The organism is Amycolatopsis sp. cmx-4-83 (genome assembly GCF_046548815.1).
GTDB lineage: Bacteria > Actinomycetota > Actinomycetes > Mycobacteriales > Pseudonocardiaceae > Amycolatopsis > Amycolatopsis pretoriensis_A.
In genome coordinates this window covers 491,013-510,855 of sequence record NZ_JAEBEF010000001.1, presented here as the reverse complement: position 1 = coordinate 510,855, position 19,843 = coordinate 491,013, and the positions used below count along the sequence as shown (strand labels likewise).

The window sequence follows — 19,843 nt, the reverse complement described above, 5'->3', positions numbered from 1 at the left end:
CGGTGACCCGAGCTGGGCCCGGCGGTGAATTTCGGACGTTCGATGATGCCGGCACCGGGGTTCGGTATAAGTTCCCCCGGGAGCAGTCTCGACCGAGCGGGGGCAGTGCAGTGGCTACGGGCACGACAGTTTTCAGCAGGGTGACGGTCGTCGCGCCCTCGACGCGGATCGATGTGGCGCTGCCCGCCGACGTCGCGGTGGCCGACCTCCTGCCGATGCTGCTGGACATGGCCAAGGAAACCGCGCCCGACGGTGGGGCGCGCCACGGTGGCTGGGCGCTCGCCAAGCTCGGGGACGCGCCGCTCGACCCGAGCCGGACGCTGGCTTCGCTCGGGGTCGTCGACGGTGAGCTGCTGCAGCTGCGCAAGCGCAACGAAAACCCGCCGCCGCCGCTCTACGACGACGTCGTCGACGCCATCGCCGAGTCCTCGCCCGACAGCTTCCGGCCGTGGACCAAGGAGACGGCGAACCGCTTCGGGCACGTCGCGGGCGGGCTGGCGCTGGTCATCGCCGCCGTCGCGCTGTTCATGAGCGGGTCCTTCTACGGCGGCAGCGCGCTCGGCGCGGCCATCGCGGGCGGCATCGGCGCGATCGCGTGCGTCGCGGTCGGCGCGACGCTCGCCAAGGCCTACCAAGCGGAAGCGACCGGCGTCCTGATCGCCGCGGCCGGCGGCCTGCCACTCGCGTTCGTCAGCGGCTTCTACATCGTGCCCGGCCTTTCCCTGCGGGCGAACCTGCTGCTCGGCGCGGTCCTCGTGATCATCGTCGCGTCCGTCTGCATCATGGTCATCGGCGCCGGCATCACGACGTTCATCGCGGCCGCCACCGCCGGCACCTTCGGCGGGCTGGCCTTCCTCTTCGGCACGCTCGTCGCGCACCCGGCGGCCGGCATCGCGGCCGGCACGGTCGCGGTCGCCCTCGCCTGCATCTCGATCCTGCCGCGCGCCACGATCTGGCTCGCGAAGCTGCCGCTGCCGCACGTCCCCAGCAACGCCGAAGAGCTGAAGGAAGACTCCGGCTTCCCCGACTACCGCGCGATCGAGCTCCGCACGGCGATCGCGCACAACTACATGACCGGCCTGATGGTCGGCTGCGGCGCCACCGTCGCCGTCTCGGCGGTCATCGCCGCCAGCGCGCCCGGCGTGTTCGGGATCATCCTCGGCGTCGTCGCGACGCTCGTGCTGCTGCTGCGCGCCCGCGCGTACGCCAACGGCAGCCAGGCGATCGCGCTGCTCACCACCGGCCTGGTCTCGGCGACCGGGATCGGCGTCGGCTGGCTGATCTCGGCGAGCGCCCAGAACCGCCTGCTCTACGTCTTCGGCGCGCTGATCCTGCTCGCCGCCGGCGCGCTCGTGGTCGGTGTGATCTTCCCGAACCAGCGCTTCTCGCCGCCGCTGCGCCGGACCGTCGAGATCATCGAAGCGCTCTGCATCGCGTCGGTGCTCCCGCTCGCCCTGGGTGTGATGGACCTTTACACCACCCTGCGGCACCTGAACTTCAAGTAACCGGATCGGGTGAATCTCGGATGTCAGTGGCACGGCGGACCACGACGGCTTTGCTGGCCGGCACGATCGGCGTCCTGGCGCCGCTCGGGATGGCGGTGCCGGGGTGGGCGCAGCAGTCCACCGACGGCTACTTCGCGACCCCGCCGCCGGTCGACCCGGGCAAGCTGATCGCGGACGAGCGCAAGCCGGACAAGAACTACAAGCAGTCGAAGGGCTGCGTCCAGCGCAGCACGCTCGGCCAGAACATCGAAATCAAGTACCGGCCCTGGGGCCAGGACTACCTGCAGATCTCCAAGGCGCAGGACATCGTCAGGGCGGCCACCGGCGGCGGCGCGGGCAAGGGCGTCCGGGTCGCGGTGGTCGACACGGGCGTGACGCGGCACCCCTGGCTGCCCAACCTCCTGTCCGGCGGTGACTACGTCTCCACCACGACGAAGGGCCAGCCGCCGGGGCTCGAAGACTGCGACGGGCACGGCACCGAGGTCGCCGGGATCATCGCGGCGAAGCCGGACAACCCCGAGGTCGGCTTCGTCGGCGTCGCCCCGGACGCGACGATCGTGTCCTACCGCCAGCTGAGCGAGAACTACGAGCCCAACACGGAAACGGCGGCGCCGCCGCCGCCGTCGTCCAGCACCGCGGGCACGCCCTCGTCGAGCACCAACCCGCCGTCCGGGTCGGAATCGTCGCTGCCGCCGTCGGGTGGTGGTGGCGGGACCGGCGAAGGCGACCAGACCTCGCCCGGGCAGTCGAACGGCGGGCGCCAGCTGGAGAAGGCCGGCACCGCGGGCACGCTGAAGACGCTGGCCGAGATCATCCGCGGCATCGCCGAGCGCAACGAGGCCGACATCATCAACATGTCGGTCGACAACTGCCGTCCGGCGACCGGGTCGATCACCGAAGGCGAGCAGCAGGTGCAGGCCGCCGTGCACTTCGCGGCCGAGAAGGGCGTCGTGATCATCGCCGCCGCGGGCAACGCGACGGACACGTGCCCGCAGAACGACCAGCCCGACGCGAAGAAGCCCAAGACGATCGTGACGCCGCCGTGGTTCGCCGACGACGTCCTGTCGGTGGGTGCGATCGACGACACCGGCGGCGTGGCCGCGTTCAGCGTGCACGGCCCCTGGGTGGGCGTCGCGGCGCCGGGCACGAAGATCGTCTCGCTCGACCCCGCCGAAGGCTCGAACGGCCTCGCGAACCTGACCTTCGAAAGCGGCGACAAGGCCAGCGAGATCCAGGGCACCAGCTTCGCGGCGCCGTACGTCGCCGGGCTGGCCGCGCTGGTGAAGGCGAAGTTCTCGCAGCTCGACGGGCGGGGCATCGTCAACCGGATCAAGCAGACGGCCCAGCACCCGGCCGCACCCGGCGGGCGCGACAACTTCGTCGGCTTCGGCGTGGTCGACCCGGTGGCCGCGCTGACCGCGACCCTGCCGTCCGAAGTCGGGGGCATGGCGCCGATCCCGTCCCAGCAGATGGCCCAGCTGCCGCCGGCGAACGACCGCAGCTCGACCCCGGTGATCGTGGCGCTCGCGGGCACCGGCGGTGGCGTGGTGGCGTTGCTGATCACGCTGTTCGTGATGCGCACGCTCCGCCGCACCCGCACGGCCGAGACCGGGCCGGCCCGCCGCTGACGACCACCCCTTGGCCCGCGTTTCCCGCGCGGGCCAAGGGAAAGCTCACGGCTTCTTCTTCTCCGGCGCCGGCTTCTCGTCCTCGCCGATCACCGGCGGGGCCACCAGACCGGGCTCGCCCAGCAGTTCCGACGACGTCGTCACCGGGCGCGTCTTCGGCTGACGCCGTCCCCCACCGCCGCCGCCGAACGCGCCGAAGCCCATCATCGGCATCATCGGGACACCGCCGGACGTCTGCTGGTTCGCCACGTGGTCCGGGGCGGGCGCGGCTTGCGGGGCGTCGGCGGGCTGCGCGTCGTCCGGGGTTCCCGAAGCGGTGTGCTTCGGCTCCGCCGAAGACGGCGACGTGACCTCGTCCGAAGCTCCGGCTGAGGACGGCGTCGTCGCTTCCCCGGCAGCCGACGGCGTGGCCGAGTCCACGGCGTCGCCCTCGTTCAGCGCCCCGTCGTGCAGCTTGAACTTCTCCTGCGGGTACCGGTGCCGGATCTCGATGCTCCGCGAAGCCGCGTCGGGGTCGTCGACGCCTTCGCAGAGCCGGTCGAACGCCTCCATGACGTCCCGCGCGGTCTCGTACAGCGCCTTCGCCGACTCCCGCGTCTCCTCCAGCTGGGCCCGCGCCCGCCGGGCGCCGCCGCTCGGGAGGAGCATCGTCTCCGACGTCAGGTCCGCCGCGTCCACCAGGACTTCGACGAGGTCGACGACGACGTGGCGGACCGTCTCGACCAGCTCCTCGAGCGCGCCCGCCAGGACGTTCAGCGCTTCCTCGAGGTCACCGCCCGCCGCGCCGATCTCCCGGATGTAGGCGACGAACGAGTCCGCGTCGCGCCCCTCCCAGCCCGCGTCGAGGCGGCCGAGCTGGTCGTCGAGCCGGGTGGACACCTCGGCCGCGACGGAAGCCGCTTGGCGCAACCGGTCCGCTTCGGCGCCCAGGTCGGCCCAGCGCCCGATCAGCGGGCGGAAGTACGTCTCCACGGGGTCGAGGACCCCGAGCTGCCGGGCGAGGTCGGTGAGGTAGCCCAGGTACGGCTCGGCCGCCTCGGTGATGTCCTCGCCCTGCGGCACCGCAACCGCCACCGGCTGCTGCTTCGCCAGCGGGTGCGGAATGGACTCGGTCGTGCTTTCGGCGATCATCCCTCGAGCCTCCCGGCGCGCTTGATCAGCTCGGCGGCGTCGGCGTCCTGGCCGTCGTGGCGCACCGTGACCTGCCGCAGCGCTTCCGCGGCCGAGCGCAGCGCTTCCGCGCCGTCGGTCAGCTGGCGCCGCAACGCCCCGGCCGCGCGCCCGTACGACTCACCGAGGCCGATCCCGGCCCCCAGCGGCCCGTAGGACTCCGCGGAAACGCCCTCGCCCCCGACCCCGGCCGCCGCCGCGTCCAAGTCGCCGGCGGCCGCCTCGGCCGTCTTGGCGTACTCGGCGACGACGACGCCGTCCATCCTCAAGCCGGCCACGGCACCTCCGCTCAGCAGACAACGCTCCGGGCGTGTGACGCGCGGAGCGGGCCGGCGGTTCCGCTCAGCTCCCCGCCGGGCGGGTCGGCGTCGAGAACGAACCCGCGTTCGGGTCGATCGGCACCGAGTCGAACTGCTTGAGCACGTCCTGGGTGTTCAGCGACGCCCCGGTCGGCAGCAGCCCGATGACCGACTCGGGCGCGGGCTGCCGGTTGTTCAGGCCGATCGCGTCCGCCGTCGCCGCGTCCGGGACGCTGTAGCGGATCCCGCGGTCCGAGACCAGCTGGATGGTGCCCTTGCCGAAGCTGTCCTTGCCGGTCGCGGACTGGACCACCGCGGCGAAGCCCGGCTTGAGGTAGAAGCCGTTGATCGGCACGCGGTTCGGGCCCGGCGTGGTCACCGTCATCGGGGTGAACTTGTCGCCGGTGCCCTTCTGGCCCGGCAGCTGCGTGTCGACGTACACCGAGGTGTGCGCGTCCTGGTCGGCGCCGGAGCCGACCAGCGACCAGCCCAGGCAGGCGACCGAGGAGTTCTTCGTCGCGTCGAGCACCGTCGGCACCGAACGCGGGAAGTCGTCGACCGCGATGTAGTCCTTGTCGGTGGGCTGCAGCACGTGCACGCCGGCCAGCTTGTCCAGGCCGAGGACCTGGATCTTGCTCCCGCTGCCGTTCTTCGCGACGCGGATGATGTCGGCGACCGCGTTGGAGATCTTCTGGATGCCGCCGGGCGTGATCGCCCAGTAGTCGGGCTGCGCGCCGGTCGGCTGCGTGGAGAAGACGTCGCCGACGGTGAGGCCGTCGAAGTCCGCCGGGGACTGGCCGCTCGGGATCTGCGGCGGGGTCAGGCGCGCGACCTCCGGGATCGCGTTCAGCAGCCCCGGCGTGATCTTCCGCCCCGTCGGCGGCAGCTGCAGCGCCGTCCCGACCGCGTTGTTGGCGTTGTCGACGTCGACCTCGGCGCGCACGGTGTTGGCGTTCGGCCGGTTCCGCGAGCTCGGCAGCCGGTAGACGAGGTAGGTCTTGCCGTTGTCGGCCTTCGCCAGCAGCGCCTCGTTCTCCCCCAGCTCGGTGCCGAGGCCGGTGGGCGCGATGCCGCCGAAGACGTAGGTGTTGGTCTTGCCCGTGTCGGGGTTCGGCAGCGCCGGGTCGAGCTGGACCTGGTCGCACACCGCCCAATTCGGGGAAATGCGCTGGGAATCCGACGGGATCAGCTGCGGGCCGTCCGGAATTCCGGTGAGTTTGTCGCGCGGAATGGACTCGAGCTGCGCGTCGGAAACGACCGTGGGGTTCTTCACACTCGCCGGGCTCGCCGCGGCGGGCGCGGCCGGTGCCGCGGTCGAACCGCCGCTGCCCGCGCTCGAGTTCTTCGACTGCGCCAGCAGCAGGAGGCGGGCGGACGCGAGGTTGAACGTGGGGATCAGCTTCTTCGGGTTGCCCGTCACGACGTAGACCGTGCCGGACTGTTCGCCGATCACGATGTTCCCGGCCTCCGGCACCGAAGGCGCCGGGCTGAGCAGGCCCCAGACGATGAACACGATCATGCCCAGCGCGCCCAGCACGACCCCCACGATGGTCGCCCTCGTGTGGGTGCGCATCGGGTCGTGCAGCATCACGGCGTCCCGCCGGACCAGCGCCGACTGCATCCGCCGCAGGACGAACTGATACGCCTGAACCTGAGACTTAGTCGTGGGTGTTGATGGCATTCTCGACCTACAGCTCTCCCCGTCGCGGTACGGTTCCGCAGGATAGCCGTACGGGGACCGTCTGGTGTGGGGTTTCTACCAACTCAAGCTAGTGTCGGACTCCCCGGGACCCGGCTTCCGGGTACGCAGCAAGCACGAGGGGAAGAGAAAGCGCGGATGTCCGTCACCAACCCTCCACGTCCGCCTGGCCCGCCCGGGCCCCCGCCGCCCGGCCGCCAGCCGGGCCCGCCGCCGCGTCCGGTGAGACCCGGTGGTCCCGGCGGCCCAGGAGGTCCCGGCGGCGTCCCCGGTGGACCTGGCGGACCCGGTGGACCCGGTGGCGGTCCGGGCGGCCCGGGCGGTCCCGGCATGCCCCCGCGCGGCCCGGGTGGACCCGGTCCCGGCGCTCCTGGTCCCGGTGGTCCCGGTCCGCGTCCCGGTGGGCCTGGTGGCCCCGGCGGTCCTGGCGGTCCCGGTGGCGGCGGTCCTGGTGGCCCGGGTGGTCCCGGCGGCGGCGGTCCCGGTGGCCCGGGTGGACCCGGTGGCGGTGGACCCGGTGGCGGCGGTCCGGGTGGACCCGGTGGCCCGAGCGGCCCGCAGGGACCCGAAGACAGCCCCGCTCCCCCGTCCGGCGCGACGCGGCTGGCCCCGCCGGCGCGGCGCCGCTCCTCCGGCGTCAACCTCGGCCCGCTCCCGGTCGCCAACCTCGTCGTGCTCGAGGTCGGCCTCGCCGTCGGGCTGGTGCTGCTCGCGATCGACATGTCGCTCAAGTACGTCGGCATCGGCATCGTCGCCTTCGCCCTCATCGTCGCGCTGCTGCGCTGGCGCGGCCGCTGGTTCACCCAGTGGATCGGCCTCACGATGCGCTACTCGTTCCGCTCCCACGACCGCACCGCGAACCCGCTGCCGCCGAGCACCGTCGAAGAGCTGGCGGCCGAAGAGACCGCGGTGACCGGCCCGGACGACGCCCGCGTGAACCTGCTCCGCATCGCGGTGCCGGACCTCGTGGTGGCGCACGGCGTCGACCACGAACGCCAGCAGGTCGGCCTTTCGTGGAACGACGGCACGTGGACGGCGGTGCTGCTCGTCGAGCCGACACCGGCGCTGATCACCCAGGCCGGTGGCGCGCCCAGCCTCCCGCTGTCGGCGCTCGCCCCCTGCCTCGAAGACCGCGGTGTGGTCCTCGACGCCATCCAGATGATCTGGCACTGCTACCCGGGCAGCGCGGCGCTGCCGTCGGACTCGCCGGCGCTCAGCTCCTACATGGAGGTGCTCGGGCCGCTGCCCGCGGCGGCGCGGCGGACGACGTGGGTCGCGATCCGGCTGGACCCGAAGCGCTGCCCGGCGGCGATCCGCGAGCGCGGCGGCGGCGTCGTCGGCGCCCACCGCGCGCTGATCGGCGCGCTTTCGCGGGTGCGCAACGCACTCGAGTCCCAAGGCGTGCCGACCCGGCCGCTGGACCCGGACGAGCTGCTGCGCGCCGGCATCTCGGCCGCCGAGCTCACCGCCGTCGCCGGTTCGCCGAACAAGGTCACGCTGCAGGAACGCTGGTCCGGCGTGACCGCGGCCGGCATCGGCCACGCGAGCTACGCGATCACCGGCTGGCCGAAGGGCAAGATCGCCGGCAGCCTCGACGCGCTGACGAGCGTCCGCGCGCTGTCGGCGACCCTCGCGATGTCGATTTCCCCCGCGTCCGACGAAGGCAAGATCGGGCTGCGCGGCGTGGTCCGGCTGAGCGCGCGCAACCCGCGTGAGCTCGACGCCGCCGACCAGCGGCTGCACGGGCTGTCCGAGCGGCTCGGCGTGGACCTGACGCCGCTGCGCGGGCTGCAGGTCTCCGCGTTCGCCGCGACGCTGCCGATCGGAGGTACGGCATGACTTCCCGCGTCCGTGACGCCGGGCAGAACACCGGGGTGTCGCCGGAGTTCACCGTGGACCCCGCGATGCTCGACGCGATCAGCCCCTCGGGCGACCGCGGCGGCATCGTGCTCGGCTCGGGCCTCAAGGGCGAGCCGCTGACGATCTCGGCGCTGCGCTCGACCCCGACGCGCATCGTGCTGGTGGGCGGGCTGTACCTGGCCCGCCAGGTCGCGATGCGCGCGATGGCGGTCGGCGCGTGGGTCGTGGTGGCGACGGGCCGTCCGACGGAGTGGCAGGTGCTGTCCCGCGCGGCCGGCAGCCGCGACGGCCGGCCGTCCCCGCTGGTGCAGATCCGCCGCCTGTCCCCGGTCGAGCTGCCGAGGCCATCGGAGGACGCACCGCTGCTGGTCGTCACCGACGGCGGCCCGACCCCGCAGGACCTGTTCCCCCCGCGCTCGCCGTGGCAGACGACGATCTACGTCCTCCCGTACCTGCACCCGCAGGCGGGCGCGACGGCCAACGCGGCGGACCTGGTCCTGATGCAGCGCCTCCCGGCCGGCCAGGCCGAGCTGGCGGCCCGCATCTGGCGCCTGCCGCCGCAGATGATGCGGCAGCTGACGACGTTGAAGGACGACCAGGTGGTGGCGCTGGGCCGCAACCTGTGGCGTCCCCTGCGCCTGGTGACGACGGGCAAGGAGCAGCAGCTCCTGGGCCCCGTCCGCCGCGGCGACTGAGCACCACTTCGGACGTGCGAAAGCGGGTGGTTCCTCTCGAGGGAGCCACCCGCTTTCGTCTCCGAGGTCAGCGACGCAATCCAGCCGACGGCGTGGCCGCCTCGCCCGCGGCCTGCAGCCGCCGTTCCAGTGCGGCGAGCGCATCGCTGCGGCCGACGGCATCGGTGGGGTCGACATCGGCGAGCGCCCGGTCGACCATCGCTTGCGTCAGGCGCACTCCCTCGCAGACCTGCAAAGGCTTCTCGTTCAACAGCATCGCGGCTCGATCCTCTCCGGTAGTAGTTCTTCCTCTACCTCTTGAGAGGGCTCGACCAGGCTGCAACAGGCTGTCGTCTCCGAGCAGTAGTCACGGGGACGTGCGGACGTTGCGGGTCTGGTCCGCGCGGGCGGCCAGTTCCGCGTCCGGCGGGTAGTCCACGCCCAGCAGGGTCAGGCCGTGGGCCGGGGCGACCGCGCTGTCGCGAATGCCGCTCTCCAGGACCTTCGACGGCCACCTGTCCGTGCGGCGGCCGTCGCCCACCAGGAGGAGCACGCCGACCAGGCTGCGGACCATCGAGTGGCAGAACGCGTCCGCCGAGACCTCGACCTCCAGCAGGTGCTCGTCCACCCGCGTCCACACCAGGCGCTGCAGCTCGCGGATCGTCGTGCCCGTGTCGCGCTGCTTGCAGTACGCCGCGAAGTCGTGCAGGCCCAGCAGTTCCGCCGCGGCCGCGTTCATCGCGTCCGTCGAGAGTGGACGGCCCCACGCGAGGGTGTCGTTGCGGCGCAACGGGTCCACGCCCCAGGGCGCGTCCGAGACCCGGTAGCGGTAGTGGCGGCGGATCGCCGAGAACCGGGCGTCGAAGCCCGCCGGGGCGACGCGGGCGCCCAGCACCCGGACGTCACCGGGCAGGAGGCGGTTCCACCGGCCCGTCATGCGGGTCAGGTCCGGGATGCCTTCGGCGGACACGGGGATCCGGCCGGGCGCCCCCGGGGCAAGCGGTACGACGTCGACGTGGACGACCTGGCCGGTCGCGTGCACGCCGGCGTCCGTGCGGCCCGCCACGACCACGGACTTCGGCACCGACGCCCCTGGCGGCTGGCGCTGCAGCGCCTCTTCCAGGAGCCCCTGGACCGTCCGGCGGCCCGGCTGGCGGGCCCAGCCCGAGAAGTCCGTGCCGTCGTAGGAGACGTCCAGGCGCAGACGAACGAGCCCGCCCTCCCCAGCGGGAGTGGCGGGCTCGTCCGGTGTCGAATCTGCCGTCAGGACTTCAGTCCTTCTTGGCGTCCGCGTCGGCCTCGTCCGAAGCCGGGGCTTCGGTCTCGGCGGCGGCGGTGTCCTCGGCCGGAGCCTCCTCGGCGGCGGGCGCCTCGGTGGTCTCCTCCGCGGCCGGGGCGGCGGCGGGCTTCTCGTCCTTCGCGAACTTCGTCTTGCGAGCGCGCTCGGCTTCCGAAGTCACCGTCTTCTCGGCCACCAGCTCGATGACGGCCATGGGCGAGTTGTCGCCCTTGCGCGGCATCGTCTTGGTGATCCGGGTGTAGCCACCCGCCCGCTCCGCGAAGTGCGGACCGATCTCGGCGAACAGCTTGTGCACGACGTCCTTGTCACGGACGACCTTCTGCACCTGACGGCGGTTGTGCAGGTCGCCCCGCTTCGCCTTCGTGATCAGCTTCTCGGCCAGCGGGCGGACCCGCTTCGCCTTCGCCTCGGTCGTCGTGATCTTGCCGTGCTCGAACAGCTGCGTGGCCAGGTTGGCCAGGATCAGCCGCTCGTGCGCGGACGACCCGCCGAGCCGGGCTCCCTTGGTAGGGGTGGGCATTGGTTCTCCTAGTTCAGCTCACAGCGTCCAGGCTCAGCGCCTCAGAGCTGCTCGGTCTCTGCGTAGTCCTGGCCATCGTCGTGGCCGTCCGAAATCCCGTCGGCGATGCCACCGACACCCTCCGACCAGCCTTCACCGTCGTAGCTGGCGGCCGCCGCGGTCGGGTCGAACCCGGGCGGGCTGTCCTTCAGCGCGAGGCCGAGACCGACGAGCTTCAGCTTGACCTCGTCGATCGACTTGGCGCCGAAGTTGCGGATGTCGAGCAGGTCCGCCTCGCTGCGCGAGACGAGCTCGCCCACCGTGTGGATGCCCTCGCGCTTGAGGCAGTTGTACGACCGGACGGTGAGGTCCAGGTCCTCGATCGGCATCGCGTAGGCAGCGATGGTGTCCGCTTCCTGCGGCGACGGGCCGATCTCGATGCCCTCGGCGTCGACGTTCAGCTCGCGGGCGAGACCGAACAGCTCCACCAGCGTCTTGCCGGCCGACGCGACCGCGTCGCGCGGCGTGATCGACGGCTTGGTCTCGACGTCCAGAATCAGCTTGTCGAAGTCGGTGCGCTGCTCGACACGGGTGGCCTCGACCTTGTAGGTCACCTTGAGCACCGGCGAGTAGATCGAGTCGACCGGGATCCGGCCGATCTCCGCGCCCGCCTGCTTGTTCTGCAGGGCCGGAACGTAACCGCGGCCGCGCTCGACGACGAGCTCGATCTCGAGCTTGCCCTTGCCGTTCAGCGACGCGATGTGCAGATCCGGGTTGTGCACGGTGACACCCGCCGGCGGCACGATGTCGGCCGCCGTGACCTCACCCGGGCCCTGCTTGCGCAGGTACATGGTGACCGGCTCGTCCTCTTCCGAGGACACCACGAGCTCCTTGAGGTTCAGGATGATGTCGGTGACGTCTTCCTTCACCCCCGGAACGGTGGTGAACTCGTGCAGCACGCCGTCGATGCGGATGCTCGTCACGGCCGCGCCCGGGATGGACGACAGCAGCGTACGACGCAGCGAGTTGCCGAGCGTGTAGCCGAAGCCGGGCTCCAGCGGTTCGATGGTGAACCGGGAGCGGGTCTCGTTGACCGTCTCTTCGCCGAGAGCCGGCCGCTGGGAAATCAGCATTCTTCCTAATTCCTTTCCAGACGACGCCCGCCATATGACGTCGAAGGGATGGCGCGGCGGCGGCGCACCTGTTGCGCCGCCGCCCGTATTCCGACCGGGGCCGGACTACTTCGAGTAGAGCTCGACGATCAGCTGTTCCTGAACCGGAACGTCGATCTGCGCGCGCTCCGGCAGCTGGTGGACCAGCACGCGGAGGTTGGACTGGACGACCTGCAGCCACGCCGGGATCGGGCGGTCGCCGTAGGACTCCTTGGCCACGACGAAGGGCAGCATCGCGAACGACTTCGGCCGCACGTCGATGATGTCCCACTTGGTGACCTGGTACGACGGGACGTTGACCTTGACGCCGTTGACCAGGAAGTGGCCGTGGCTCACCAGCTGACGCGCCTGACGGCGGGTGCGGGCGATGCCGGCGCGGTAGATCACGTTGTCCAGGCGGGACTCGAGGATCTGCAGTAGGTTCTCACCGGTCTTACCGGGACGCCGGACGGCTTCCTTGTAGTACCGGACGAACTGACGCTCGAGAACGCCGTAGGTGTAGCGAGCCTTCTGCTTCTCCTGCGACTGCAGGAGGTACTCGGACTCCTTGATGCGCCCGCGGCCGTGCTGGCCCGGCGGGTAGGGGCGACGCTCGAAAGCCTGGTCGCCGCCGATGAGGTCAACCTTGAGGCGACGCGAAATACGCGTCGCGGGGCCGGTGTAACGAGCCATTTCTTCTTACTCCTCCCCGTTCCTCAGACCCGGCGCCGCTTGGGCGGGCGGCAGCCGTTGTGAGGCTGCGGGGTCACGTCCTGGATGGTGCCGACCTCGAGGCCGGCCGCCTGCAGCGAGCGGATCGCCGTCTCGCGGCCCGAACCCGGGCCCTTCACGAAGACGTCGACCTTCTTCATGCCGTGCTCGGCGGCCTTGCGGGCAGCGTTCTCGGCGGCCATCTGCGCGGCGAACGGGGTGGACTTGCGCGAGCCCTTGAAGCCCACGTGCCCACTCGACGCCCACGCGATCACGGCACCGGTCGGGTCCGTGATCGAGACGATGGTGTTGTTGAAGGTGCTCTTGATGTGCGCGTGACCGTGCGCGACATTCTTCTTTTCCTTGCGGCGGACCTTCTTGGCCCCGGCCGCAGTACGAGACTTCGGTGGCATGTTGTGAGGGATCTCCTGTTAGCGCGCGTTCTCTTGGTGAGCGGCGACCGCTTCGGCCTGTCCGCGCCGGATGATCGAACCGGCGTCGGTGTACAGGTTGCGGAGCGCCATCGGGCGGGCGTAGAGCGCCTTGGGCGAAACGCAAGCCGTGCCGCGGCGGCGGACGCCGCCCATCTGCACGACCTTCTTGCCCTGGACGCTCACTTCTTGCCAGCCTTCTTCTTGCCGGCGACCGTCTTCTTCGGACCCTTGCGGGTACGGGCGTTGGTCTTCGTGCGCTGACCGCGGACGGGAAGTCCGCGACGCCAGCGAAGGCCCTCGTAGCACCCGATCTCGATCTTCCGACGGATGTCGGCGTTCACCTCGCGGCGAAGGTCACCCTCGACCTTGAAGTTCTCTTCGATGTACGTACGCAGCTTCGCGAGGTCGTCATCGCTGAGGTCTTTGACGCGGGTGTCCGCGTTGAGCTCGGCAGCCTTGATGAGCTGCTTCGAGCGGGTACGGCCGATGCCGTAGATGTACGTAAGCGCGATCTCCAACCGCTTTTCGCGGGGGAGGTCTACGCCAGCGAGTCGTGCCATTGGCGCTGATGCTCCTTCGTGGGTTTCCTCTTCAGGTCTGCTCCCCGTCCGGTTCCGGGACCGACTCGCCTGTCGTGCCCTCTGCTTGCGCTTCGGGTGTCCCGGCCCCGGCCTGAAGTCCGGGGGTGAACCGGGCCACTCGCGTGGCCCGGCAGGTGCGGGGAGGTTGTGTAGCCGTCAATCCACTCTGGTCGAGTGCTGGGCGATCAGCCCTGCCGCTGCTTGTGCCGCAGGTTCTCGCAGATCACCATGATCCGGCCGTGACGGCGGATCACCTTGCACTTGTCGCAGATCTTCTTGACGCTCGGCTGGACCTTCACGTCTTCTGCTCTCCTAGTAGCTGCTCTTCGTGATCACTTGTAGCGGTAGACGATGCGACCACGAGAGAGGTCGTAGGGCGAGAGCTCCACGACAACCCTGTCCTCGGGCAGGATGCGGATGTAGTGCTGCCGCATCTTGCCGCTGATGTGTGCCAGGACCTTGTGACCGTTCTCCAACTCGACGCGGAACATCGCGTTGGGGAGCGGCTCGACTACGCGGCCTTCGACCTCGATGGCCCCGTCTTTCTTCGCCATGTCCTCCGCATTTCCCTGTCGGTATCGTCTGTCGCCACACCTGATCAACTCGAGCACTAGTGCTGGGTCGGGTGTTGCGTGGCACACTGGTGCCCGGTTCCCAAGATCGTGAATTCACGAGCGCGCAGGATCCGGGCGCGATAAGTGCGCCGACTTGACAGTGTACGCAACCCGTGTCGCGACCCCCAAACCGGGGGTGACCATGCTAAAGGAACGTGCAGGTGGACGTGACCGCGATCACCGCTTGTGGGTGAATGCGCAGGTCAGTGACATCCGGGGCTGCGCCCCGGGCCGGGGGCGCCGCCACCCGGACCCCCGAAAGCGTCAGGCGTCTTCGGGGGCAGTGAGGACCCAGGGACCGTTCTCGGTGATCGCCACCGTGTGCTCCCAGTGCGCCGCGCGGGAGCCGTCGGCCGTGACGACCGTCCAGCCGTCGTCCAGCTCGCGTGTCTCCCCACCACCGCCGGTCAGCATCGGCTCGATCGCCAGCGCCATGCCGGGCTTGAGCCGCGGGCCCTTGCCGGGCTTGCCGACGTTCGGCAGGAACGGGTCCATGTGCATCTGGCGGCCGATGCCGTGGCCGCCGTACTCGAGGATCATCCCGTACTCGATGCCGTCGTCGCGGCCCGCGCGCTCGGCCGCCGTCTGGACGGCGTGCGAGATGTCGGTCAACCGGCCGCCGGCGCTGACGGCCTCGATGCCGGCCCACATCGCCGCTTCGGTCGCCGCGGACAGCGCCAGGTCGGCGTCGGAGACGGCGCCGATGGCCAGCGTGACGGCGGAGTCGCCGTGCCAGCCGTCGAGGATCGCCCCGCAGTCGACGGAGATGATGTCGCCGTCGGCGAGCACCTGGGTCTTCGCCGGGATGCCGTGGACGATCTGTTCGTTCACCGAGGCGCAGATCGACGCCGGGAAACCGTGGTAGCCCTTGAACGACGGCACCGCGCCGGCGTCCCGGATCGTCTGCTCGGCCAGCTCGTCGAGCTCGGCGGTGCTGACACCCGGTTTCGCCGCGGCGCGGACGGCCGCCAGCGTGCGAGCGACGACGAGACCCGCCGCCCGCATCGCCTGGAGCTCGTCCGGGGTCTTGACCTCGATCATGCGCCCGCGGCGGAGCACTTGCAGAACACGCAACCCTCCGAGATTCACGTGCGGTCGCGCAGCGCTTCCAGCACCCGGCCGGAGATCTCCTCGACGCTGCCGACGCCGTCGACGGTCACGAGGATGTCGGCGTAGTACTCCAGCAGCGGCGCGGTGTCCGACACGTAGATCTGCTGACGGCGGCGGATGACCTCTTCGGTGTCGTCCGCGCGGCCGCGCGACATGAGCCTGCCGACGACGACGTCCTCCGGCACCTGCAGCTGGATCACCGCGTCGAGCGAGACGTCCGTGTCGCCCAGGATCTCCCCGAGGACCTCGGCCTGCTTGGTGTTGCGGGGGAAGCCGTCGAGCAGGAAGCCGACCTTGGCGTCCGGCTCCGCGAGGCGCTCGCGGACCATTTCGTTGGTCACCGAGTCGGGCACGAGCTCGCCCGAGTCCAGGTAGCGCTTCGCTTCCTGGCCGAGCGGGGTCTCCTGGCCGACGTGCGCGCGGAACAGGTCGCCGGTCGAGATGTGCGGGATCCGCAGCTGCTCGGACAGGGCCACCGCCTGCGTACCCTTACCCGCGCCGGGCGGACCCACGAGAACCAGCCGCGTCACTTCAAGAACCCTTCGTAGTTGCGCTGCATCAGCTGGCTTTCGATCTGCTTCACGGTGTCGAGCCCGACACCGACCATGATCAGCACAGCCGTGCCGCCGAACGGGAAGTTCTGGTTGTTCCCGCTACCGGTCAACGACAGGAAGAAGTTCGGGAGGATCGCGATGATGCCCAGGTACAGCGAGCCCGGCAGGGTGATCCGGCCGAGCACGAAGCTCAGGTACTCCGCGGTCGGGCGGCCGGGGCGGATGCCCGGGATGAACCCGCCGAACTTCTTCATCTCTTCCGCACGCTCGTCCACGTTGAACGTGATCGTGATGTAGAAGTACGTGAAGAAGATGATGAGCGCGAAGTACAGCGCGATGTGCACCCAGCTGGACTGGTTCACGATGTAGTTCTTGATGAACACCTGCCAGCCGGAGTTGGCGTTCTGGTCGCCGACGAGGCGGCTGATCAGGTCCGGCAGGTACAGCAGGGAAGACGCGAAGATGACCGGGATGACACCGGCCTGGTTCACCTTGATCGGCAGGTAGGTCGACGTGCCGCCGTACATCCGGCGGCCGATCATGCGCTTGGCGTACTGCACCGGGATCCGGCGCTGCCCCTGCTCGACGAAGATGACGCTGGCGATGATGATCAGGCCGAAGACACAGACGACCGCCAGGCCGACCCCACCCGCGTTGCTGAGGATGTTGCCGCCCTCGACCGGGATGCGCGCCGCGATGTTCAGGAAGATCAGGACGGACATGCCGTTGCCGATGCCGCGCTCGGTGATCAGCTCGCCCAGCCACATCATCACGGCCGTGCCCGCGGTCATCGTGACGACGATCAGGGTCAGCGAGTAGATGCTGTTGTCCGGGATGATCGGCGAGGCGCAGTCGGGGAAGAGCTGCTTGCGGTCCGCGAGCGCGACCACACCGGTGGCCTGCAGGATCGCCAGCGCGATCGTCAGGTACCGGGTGTACTGGGTCAGCTTGCCCTGGCCGGACTGGCCTTCCTTCTTCAGCTCTTCGAACCGCGGGATGACCACGGTCAGCAGCTGGATGATGATGCTCGCCGTGATGTACGGCATGATGCCGGTCGAGAAGAGCGACAGCTGGAGCAGCGCACCGCCGCTGAACAGGTTCAGCAGCTGGTAGACGCCTTCCTGCTGCGCCTGGGAACTACAGGCCTGGACGGCTCCGTACGAGATCCCGGGTGCCGGAATGGTCGCACCGATTCGGTAGACCGCGACGATGGCTAGCGTGAACAGGATCTTCTTGCGTAGATCCGGCGTCGCGAGAGCCGAGCGGAAGGCGCTGAACACGCGGGGGACCTCCTCGGCGTCGTCGGCCGTCCTCAACCGACGATCGGCTTGGCCGGCACGGTGGCCGGCGGGAACACACAGCACTACTGGCACGCAAGCCAGGAACGCTTCGGGGCACACTCGTCCCGAAGCGTGTCGCCGACTCTAACAGCTTCACAGGGCGTGTCCGCAGTCCGTGTGCGTTTTCCGTACCAAGGTTGCTCCGGCGGGTTGATCCACATCGTCGTCTTGGCGGTATTCCTTGACAGATTGTGGATCAAGCGCTTAATGCCGGGTACACGGGATTGCGGCTTCCACCTGCGGGACGGCTGCCGGGCGGGTGCCCGTCGCGGGGTTTCGGAGGTGTTCCCGCACCGGCGCGGGCCGAGGGGCGCCGTAGCCCGTTCGATGATCGTCGGCGGGACCGGCCCGGCGAGCACCGTCGGTCAGCGTTCGCCCCTGGCGCAAGCGCGATCAGCCGGACTGCCCGGGCGGTTCCGGCTCTTCGGGCGGCAGGACGGTGATCGCGACTCCGCTCGGCGGTGTCGGGGTGTCGGCGTAGGCGACGGCGGGGTCGGCCCAGTCGCGGTTCCGGAGCGGCAGGTGGGCGACGACCGCGGCGGCGACGGCCACGGCGGCGGCCAGGATCAGCAGCCACATCCCGGTCGCGGTGACGACCTCGAGGTCGACGTCGCCGACCAGGGCGCTCAGCTCGAACCGGTTCATCCCGACGGTGGTGACCACGCCGGCGGTGAAGACGGCGGCCGCCCCGATGAGCAACCGGCCGCGCCCGGTCCGGGAGAAGGCCACGAAGGCGGCGGCGAACAGCAGGACGGCGGCGAGGACGAGCGGCACCCCGAGCGGCGCGCCGGCCCGGTCGGTGGCGTCCTGGCCGGGGATTTCGACGCTGGTGCCCCAGGCGGTCTGGGTGATGACCAGGCGGGTTTCGAAGGACCGCTGGCGGACGCTGAGGTGCTCCTGGACGCGGAAGAGCGGCAGCAGGGTGCCGGCGACGGTCAGGAGGGCCGCGAGGAAGGAGAGGGCGGCCGGGAGGAAACGCAGAACCCCGGCGGCGGGGGCCGGCGCGGGGTCCTCGCCGGGCTGGGCCGGCTCCGGCTGGGCCGGCTGAAGCGGCAGGCCGGGCAGCTGCGCGACGGGGAACGGCGCCGGCAGCGAAGGCTGTGGGTGCGACGCATCGGCCGGGAAGACCGGGGTCGCGGGCGGCTCCACCGGGAAGTCCCACAGCGCCGGCTGCGAAGGGCGTGCCGGCTCCCCCGCCTGCGCACCCGCGCCCGGCTCGAGACCGGCCGGCCTCGGGGCCTCGACCGGGAAGCTCAACGGCGACTCGGCCGGCTCAGCCGGGTCGACCGGGTCCTGCGGTGATCTGTCCACTCCCCGATCCTGGCGTCCGGATCCGCCTCCCGGCAAGGAACCCGGGTACGCCGAAGGCCCGCCTGGCGCGAGCCAGACGGGCCTTCGAAGAGCGGAACAGCTCAGTTGGTGGTGGCTGAACCGCCGGCCGCCTCGAGCTTCTCCTTGGCGGAGCCGGAGAAGGCGTCCGCCGTGATGTCCAGCTTGACGCCGTTGAGGTCGCCGTTGCCGAGGACCTTCACCAGCTTGCCCTTGCGGACCAGGCCGCCCTGCACGAGCTCCTCGGCGCCGATCTTGCCGCCGTCCGGGAAGACGCGGGCGATGTCGCCCACGTTCACCGGCTGGTACTCGGTGCGGAAGCGGTTCTTGAACCCACGCAGCTTCGGGAGCCGCATGTGGATGGGCATCTGCCCACCCTCGAACCCGGCGGGCACGTTCTTCCGGGCCTTGGTGCCCTTCGTACCGCGACCGGCCGTCTTGCCCTTCGAACCTTCACCACGACCCACGCGCATCTTCTCGCGCTTGGCGCCCGGAGCCGGACGCAGGTGGTGGATCTTGATGGCCGTCATGCCTTGACCTCCTCGACCTCCACCAGGTGGCGGACGGTGTGGATCAGGCCGCGCACCTGGGGGGTGTCTTCACGCACGACGCTCTGGCGGATCTTGCGCAGCCCGAGGGTGCGCAGCGACTCGCGGTGAGCGTGCTTCGTGCCGATCTTGCTCTTGACCTGCGTGACCTTGAGCTCAGCCATGTCAGACCCCCTGGCCCGCACGCTGGCGCAGCATCCGGGCCGGCGCGACGTCCTCGAGCGGGAGACCGCGGCGGGCCGCGACCTCTTCGGGACGCTGCAGACCCTTCAGGGCCGCCACGGTCGCGTGCACGATGTTGATCGCGTTGTCGGAGCCGAGCGACTTCGACAGCACGTCGTGGACGCCCGCGCACTCCAGCACCGCGCGCACCGGGCCACCGGCGATGACGCCGGTACCGGCGGACGCCGGGCGGAGCAGCACGACACCGGCGGCTTCCTCGCCCGTGATCGGGTGGGGAATGGTGCCGCCGACGCGCGGGACGCGGAAGAAGTTCTTCTTCGCTTCCTCGACGCCCTTGGCGATCGCCGCGGGAACTTCCTTGGCCTTGCCGTAGCCGACGCCGACCTGACCGTCACCGTCACCGACGACGACGAGGGCGGTGAAGCTGAAGCGACGACCACCCTTGACGACCTTGGCGACGCGGTTGATCGTCACGACCTTCTCGAGGTGCGGGGTCTTGTCCTGGCCGGCCCCGCCACGGCCGCTGTCGCGCCGGTCCCGGCCGCCACCGCGACGGTCATTGCGGTCGTTGCCGCCCTGCCCGCCGGGTCCGCCCTGTCCGCCGCCGAATTGCCGTGTACGTCCCGGCATCAGGCTTTCCTTCCGTTAACAAGC

Annotated in this window: 24 protein-coding genes; 4 read left to right on the top strand and 20 right to left on the bottom strand. The window is 70.5% G+C overall.

What is annotated here, in order from left to right; translation table 11 throughout:
• Nucleotides 1-140 precede the first annotated feature (140 nt).
• Together eccD and ACLJQM_RS02680 are read left to right on the top strand one after the other, a co-directional pair.
• On the top strand, nt 141-1,505 hold the full coding sequence (eccD, locus tag ACLJQM_RS02685) for a type VII secretion integral membrane protein EccD (RefSeq protein WP_247015061.1): 1,365 nt from the start codon (nt 141-143) through the stop codon (nt 1,503-1,505).
• Nucleotides 1,506-1,525: 20 nt separating this feature from the next.
• Entirely contained in the window at nt 1,526-3,133 is a 1,608-nt protein-coding gene (locus ACLJQM_RS02680; RefSeq protein WP_360768233.1) for a S8 family serine peptidase, read from the top strand.
• 45 nt (nt 3,134-3,178) lie between these two features.
• Here the strand turns inward: ACLJQM_RS02680 and ACLJQM_RS02675 are convergent, their stop codons facing one another.
• The 3 genes from ACLJQM_RS02675 to eccB all read right to left on the bottom strand — a co-directional run bounded on the left by ACLJQM_RS02675 (nt 3,179) and on the right by eccB (nt 6,283).
• Nucleotides 3,179-4,264 carry a WXG100 family type VII secretion target gene (locus tag ACLJQM_RS02675; RefSeq protein ID WP_410630030.1) on the bottom strand — a complete coding sequence of 362 codons (1,086 nt, stop codon included), beginning with the start codon at nt 4,262-4,264 and terminating at the stop codon, nt 3,179-3,181.
• Complete coding sequence (locus ACLJQM_RS02670; RefSeq protein WP_247015068.1) at nt 4,261-4,581, bottom strand: hypothetical protein; 321 nt, start codon at nt 4,579-4,581, stop codon at nt 4,261-4,263. Before ACLJQM_RS02670 ends, ACLJQM_RS02675 begins: the two co-directional genes overlap by 4 nt.
• Before the next feature lie 64 nt (nt 4,582-4,645).
• Nucleotides 4,646-6,283, bottom strand: coding sequence for a type VII secretion protein EccB (gene eccB, locus ACLJQM_RS02665; RefSeq protein ID WP_410630028.1), 1,638 nt, complete (start codon nt 6,281-6,283; stop codon nt 4,646-4,648).
• 621 nt (nt 6,284-6,904) lie between these two features.
• On the opposite strand from eccB, the gene eccE reads away from it, so the two are divergent.
• Together eccE and ACLJQM_RS02655 are read left to right on the top strand one after the other, a co-directional pair.
• The gene (eccE, locus tag ACLJQM_RS02660) at nt 6,905-8,140 is read left to right on the top strand and encodes a type VII secretion protein EccE (protein ID WP_247025368.1); all 1,236 of its coding nucleotides are present in this window, start codon (nt 6,905-6,907) and stop codon (nt 8,138-8,140) included.
• Complete coding sequence (locus ACLJQM_RS02655) at nt 8,137-8,856, top strand: hypothetical protein (protein ID WP_086862313.1); 720 nt, start codon at nt 8,137-8,139, stop codon at nt 8,854-8,856. Before eccE ends, ACLJQM_RS02655 begins: the two co-directional genes overlap by 4 nt.
• 67 nt (nt 8,857-8,923) lie before the next feature.
• Here ACLJQM_RS02655 and ACLJQM_RS02650 read toward each other — a convergent pair whose 3' ends face one another.
• The 17 genes from ACLJQM_RS02650 to rpsE form a co-directional block, all read right to left on the bottom strand.
• Nucleotides 8,924-9,112, bottom strand: a complete 189-nt coding sequence (locus ACLJQM_RS02650) for a hypothetical protein (RefSeq protein ID WP_360768224.1) — start codon at nt 9,110-9,112, stop codon at nt 8,924-8,926.
• Nucleotides 9,113-9,202: 90 nt separating this feature from the next.
• Nucleotides 9,203-10,033, bottom strand: a complete 831-nt coding sequence (truA, locus tag ACLJQM_RS02645; RefSeq protein ID WP_410630279.1) for a tRNA pseudouridine(38-40) synthase TruA — start codon at nt 10,031-10,033, stop codon at nt 9,203-9,205.
• Between the two features lie 73 nt (nt 10,034-10,106).
• On the bottom strand, nt 10,107-10,655 hold the full coding sequence (gene rplQ / locus ACLJQM_RS02640) for a 50S ribosomal protein L17 (protein WP_247015072.1): 549 nt from the start codon (nt 10,653-10,655) through the stop codon (nt 10,107-10,109).
• A gap of 41 nt (nt 10,656-10,696) precedes the next feature.
• Nucleotides 10,697-11,767: a DNA-directed RNA polymerase subunit alpha gene (locus ACLJQM_RS02635; protein ID WP_004558887.1), complete on the bottom strand. Its 1,071-nt coding sequence runs from the start codon at nt 11,765-11,767 to the stop codon at nt 10,697-10,699.
• Nucleotides 11,768-11,872: 105 nt separating this feature from the next.
• A complete protein-coding gene (gene rpsD / locus ACLJQM_RS02630; protein ID WP_247015074.1) occupies nt 11,873-12,478 on the bottom strand; it encodes a 30S ribosomal protein S4 in 606 nt (201 codons plus the stop codon).
• Nucleotides 12,479-12,501: 23 nt separating this feature from the next.
• Nucleotides 12,502-12,909, bottom strand: coding sequence for a 30S ribosomal protein S11 (gene rpsK / locus ACLJQM_RS02625; RefSeq protein WP_004558885.1), 408 nt, complete (start codon nt 12,907-12,909; stop codon nt 12,502-12,504).
• Nucleotides 12,910-12,927: 18 nt separating this feature from the next.
• Nucleotides 12,928-13,113: a hypothetical protein gene (locus tag ACLJQM_RS02620; protein ID WP_247015076.1), complete on the bottom strand. Its 186-nt coding sequence runs from the start codon at nt 13,111-13,113 to the stop codon at nt 12,928-12,930.
• Nucleotides 13,110-13,490, bottom strand: coding sequence for a 30S ribosomal protein S13 (gene rpsM / locus ACLJQM_RS02615; RefSeq protein ID WP_004558883.1), 381 nt, complete (start codon nt 13,488-13,490; stop codon nt 13,110-13,112). The genes ACLJQM_RS02620 and rpsM overlap by 4 nt, the downstream gene beginning before the upstream one ends.
• A 206-nt stretch (nt 13,491-13,696) precedes the next feature.
• On the bottom strand, nt 13,697-13,810 hold the full coding sequence (gene rpmJ, locus ACLJQM_RS02610) for a 50S ribosomal protein L36 (protein WP_004558882.1): 114 nt from the start codon (nt 13,808-13,810) through the stop codon (nt 13,697-13,699).
• A gap of 33 nt (nt 13,811-13,843) precedes the next feature.
• A complete protein-coding gene (gene infA, locus ACLJQM_RS02605) occupies nt 13,844-14,065 on the bottom strand; it encodes a translation initiation factor IF-1 (RefSeq protein WP_004558881.1) in 222 nt (73 codons plus the stop codon).
• A 324-nt stretch (nt 14,066-14,389) separates the two neighbouring features.
• Nucleotides 14,390-15,166 carry a type I methionyl aminopeptidase gene (gene map / locus ACLJQM_RS02600; RefSeq protein WP_410630278.1) on the bottom strand — a complete coding sequence of 259 codons (777 nt, stop codon included), beginning with the start codon at nt 15,164-15,166 and terminating at the stop codon, nt 14,390-14,392.
• A 44-nt stretch (nt 15,167-15,210) separates the two neighbouring features.
• Nucleotides 15,211-15,765, bottom strand: a complete 555-nt coding sequence (locus tag ACLJQM_RS02595) for an adenylate kinase (RefSeq protein ID WP_086862317.1) — start codon at nt 15,763-15,765, stop codon at nt 15,211-15,213.
• The gene (gene secY, locus ACLJQM_RS02590) at nt 15,762-17,069 is read right to left on the bottom strand and encodes a preprotein translocase subunit SecY (protein WP_247025374.1); all 1,308 of its coding nucleotides are present in this window, start codon (nt 17,067-17,069) and stop codon (nt 15,762-15,764) included. The genes ACLJQM_RS02595 and secY overlap by 4 nt, the downstream gene beginning before the upstream one ends.
• A gap of 453 nt (nt 17,070-17,522) precedes the next feature.
• Nucleotides 17,523-18,440, bottom strand: coding sequence for a hypothetical protein (locus tag ACLJQM_RS02585; RefSeq protein WP_410630024.1), 918 nt, complete (start codon nt 18,438-18,440; stop codon nt 17,523-17,525).
• 101 nt (nt 18,441-18,541) lie between these two features.
• Entirely contained in the window at nt 18,542-18,988 is a 447-nt protein-coding gene (rplO, locus tag ACLJQM_RS02580) for a 50S ribosomal protein L15 (RefSeq protein ID WP_247015080.1), read from the bottom strand.
• Nucleotides 18,985-19,170 carry a 50S ribosomal protein L30 gene (gene rpmD, locus ACLJQM_RS02575; RefSeq protein ID WP_155548877.1) on the bottom strand — a complete coding sequence of 62 codons (186 nt, stop codon included), beginning with the start codon at nt 19,168-19,170 and terminating at the stop codon, nt 18,985-18,987. Before rpmD ends, rplO begins: the two co-directional genes overlap by 4 nt.
• 1 nt (nt 19,171) lies before the next feature.
• Complete coding sequence (gene rpsE / locus ACLJQM_RS02570) at nt 19,172-19,819, bottom strand: 30S ribosomal protein S5 (protein WP_103342416.1); 648 nt, start codon at nt 19,817-19,819, stop codon at nt 19,172-19,174.
• Between the last annotated feature and the right edge of the window lie 24 nt (nt 19,820-19,843).

Excerpts from the sequence above, each read along its gene's own strand:
- rpsE (WP_103342416.1), bottom strand. The coding sequence starts at position 19,819 with ATGCCGGGACGTACACGGCAATTCGGCGGCGGACAGGGCGGACCCGGC.
- rpsD (WP_247015074.1), bottom strand. The coding sequence starts at position 12,478 with ATGGCTCGTTACACCGGCCCCGCGACGCGTATTTCGCGTCGCCTCAAG.
- ACLJQM_RS02675 (WP_410630030.1), bottom strand. The coding sequence starts at position 4,264 with ATGATCGCCGAAAGCACGACCGAGTCCATTCCGCACCCGCTGGCGAAG.
- rpsK (WP_004558885.1), bottom strand. The coding sequence starts at position 12,909 with ATGCCACCGAAGTCTCGTACTGCGGCCGGGGCCAAGAAGGTCCGCCGC.
- eccB (WP_410630028.1), bottom strand. The coding sequence starts at position 6,283 with ATGCCATCAACACCCACGACTAAGTCTCAGGTTCAGGCGTATCAGTTC.
- rplQ (WP_247015072.1), bottom strand. The coding sequence starts at position 10,655 with ATGCCCACCCCTACCAAGGGAGCCCGGCTCGGCGGGTCGTCCGCGCAC.
- rplO (WP_247015080.1), bottom strand. The coding sequence starts at position 18,988 with ATGACGGCCATCAAGATCCACCACCTGCGTCCGGCTCCGGGCGCCAAG.
- map (WP_410630278.1), bottom strand. The coding sequence starts at position 15,166 with ATGATCGAGGTCAAGACCCCGGACGAGCTCCAGGCGATGCGGGCGGCG.
- ACLJQM_RS02635 (WP_004558887.1), bottom strand. The coding sequence starts at position 11,767 with ATGCTGATTTCCCAGCGGCCGGCTCTCGGCGAAGAGACGGTCAACGAG.
- rpmD (WP_155548877.1), bottom strand. The coding sequence starts at position 19,170 with ATGGCTGAGCTCAAGGTCACGCAGGTCAAGAGCAAGATCGGCACGAAG.
- ACLJQM_RS02680 (WP_360768233.1), top strand. The coding sequence starts at position 1,526 with ATGTCAGTGGCACGGCGGACCACGACGGCTTTGCTGGCCGGCACGATC.
- rpsM (WP_004558883.1), bottom strand. The coding sequence starts at position 13,490 with ATGGCACGACTCGCTGGCGTAGACCTCCCCCGCGAAAAGCGGTTGGAG.
- ACLJQM_RS02655 (WP_086862313.1), top strand. The coding sequence starts at position 8,137 with ATGACTTCCCGCGTCCGTGACGCCGGGCAGAACACCGGGGTGTCGCCG.
- ACLJQM_RS02650 (WP_360768224.1), bottom strand. The coding sequence starts at position 9,112 with ATGCTGTTGAACGAGAAGCCTTTGCAGGTCTGCGAGGGAGTGCGCCTG.
- infA (WP_004558881.1), bottom strand. The coding sequence starts at position 14,065 with ATGGCGAAGAAAGACGGGGCCATCGAGGTCGAAGGCCGCGTAGTCGAG.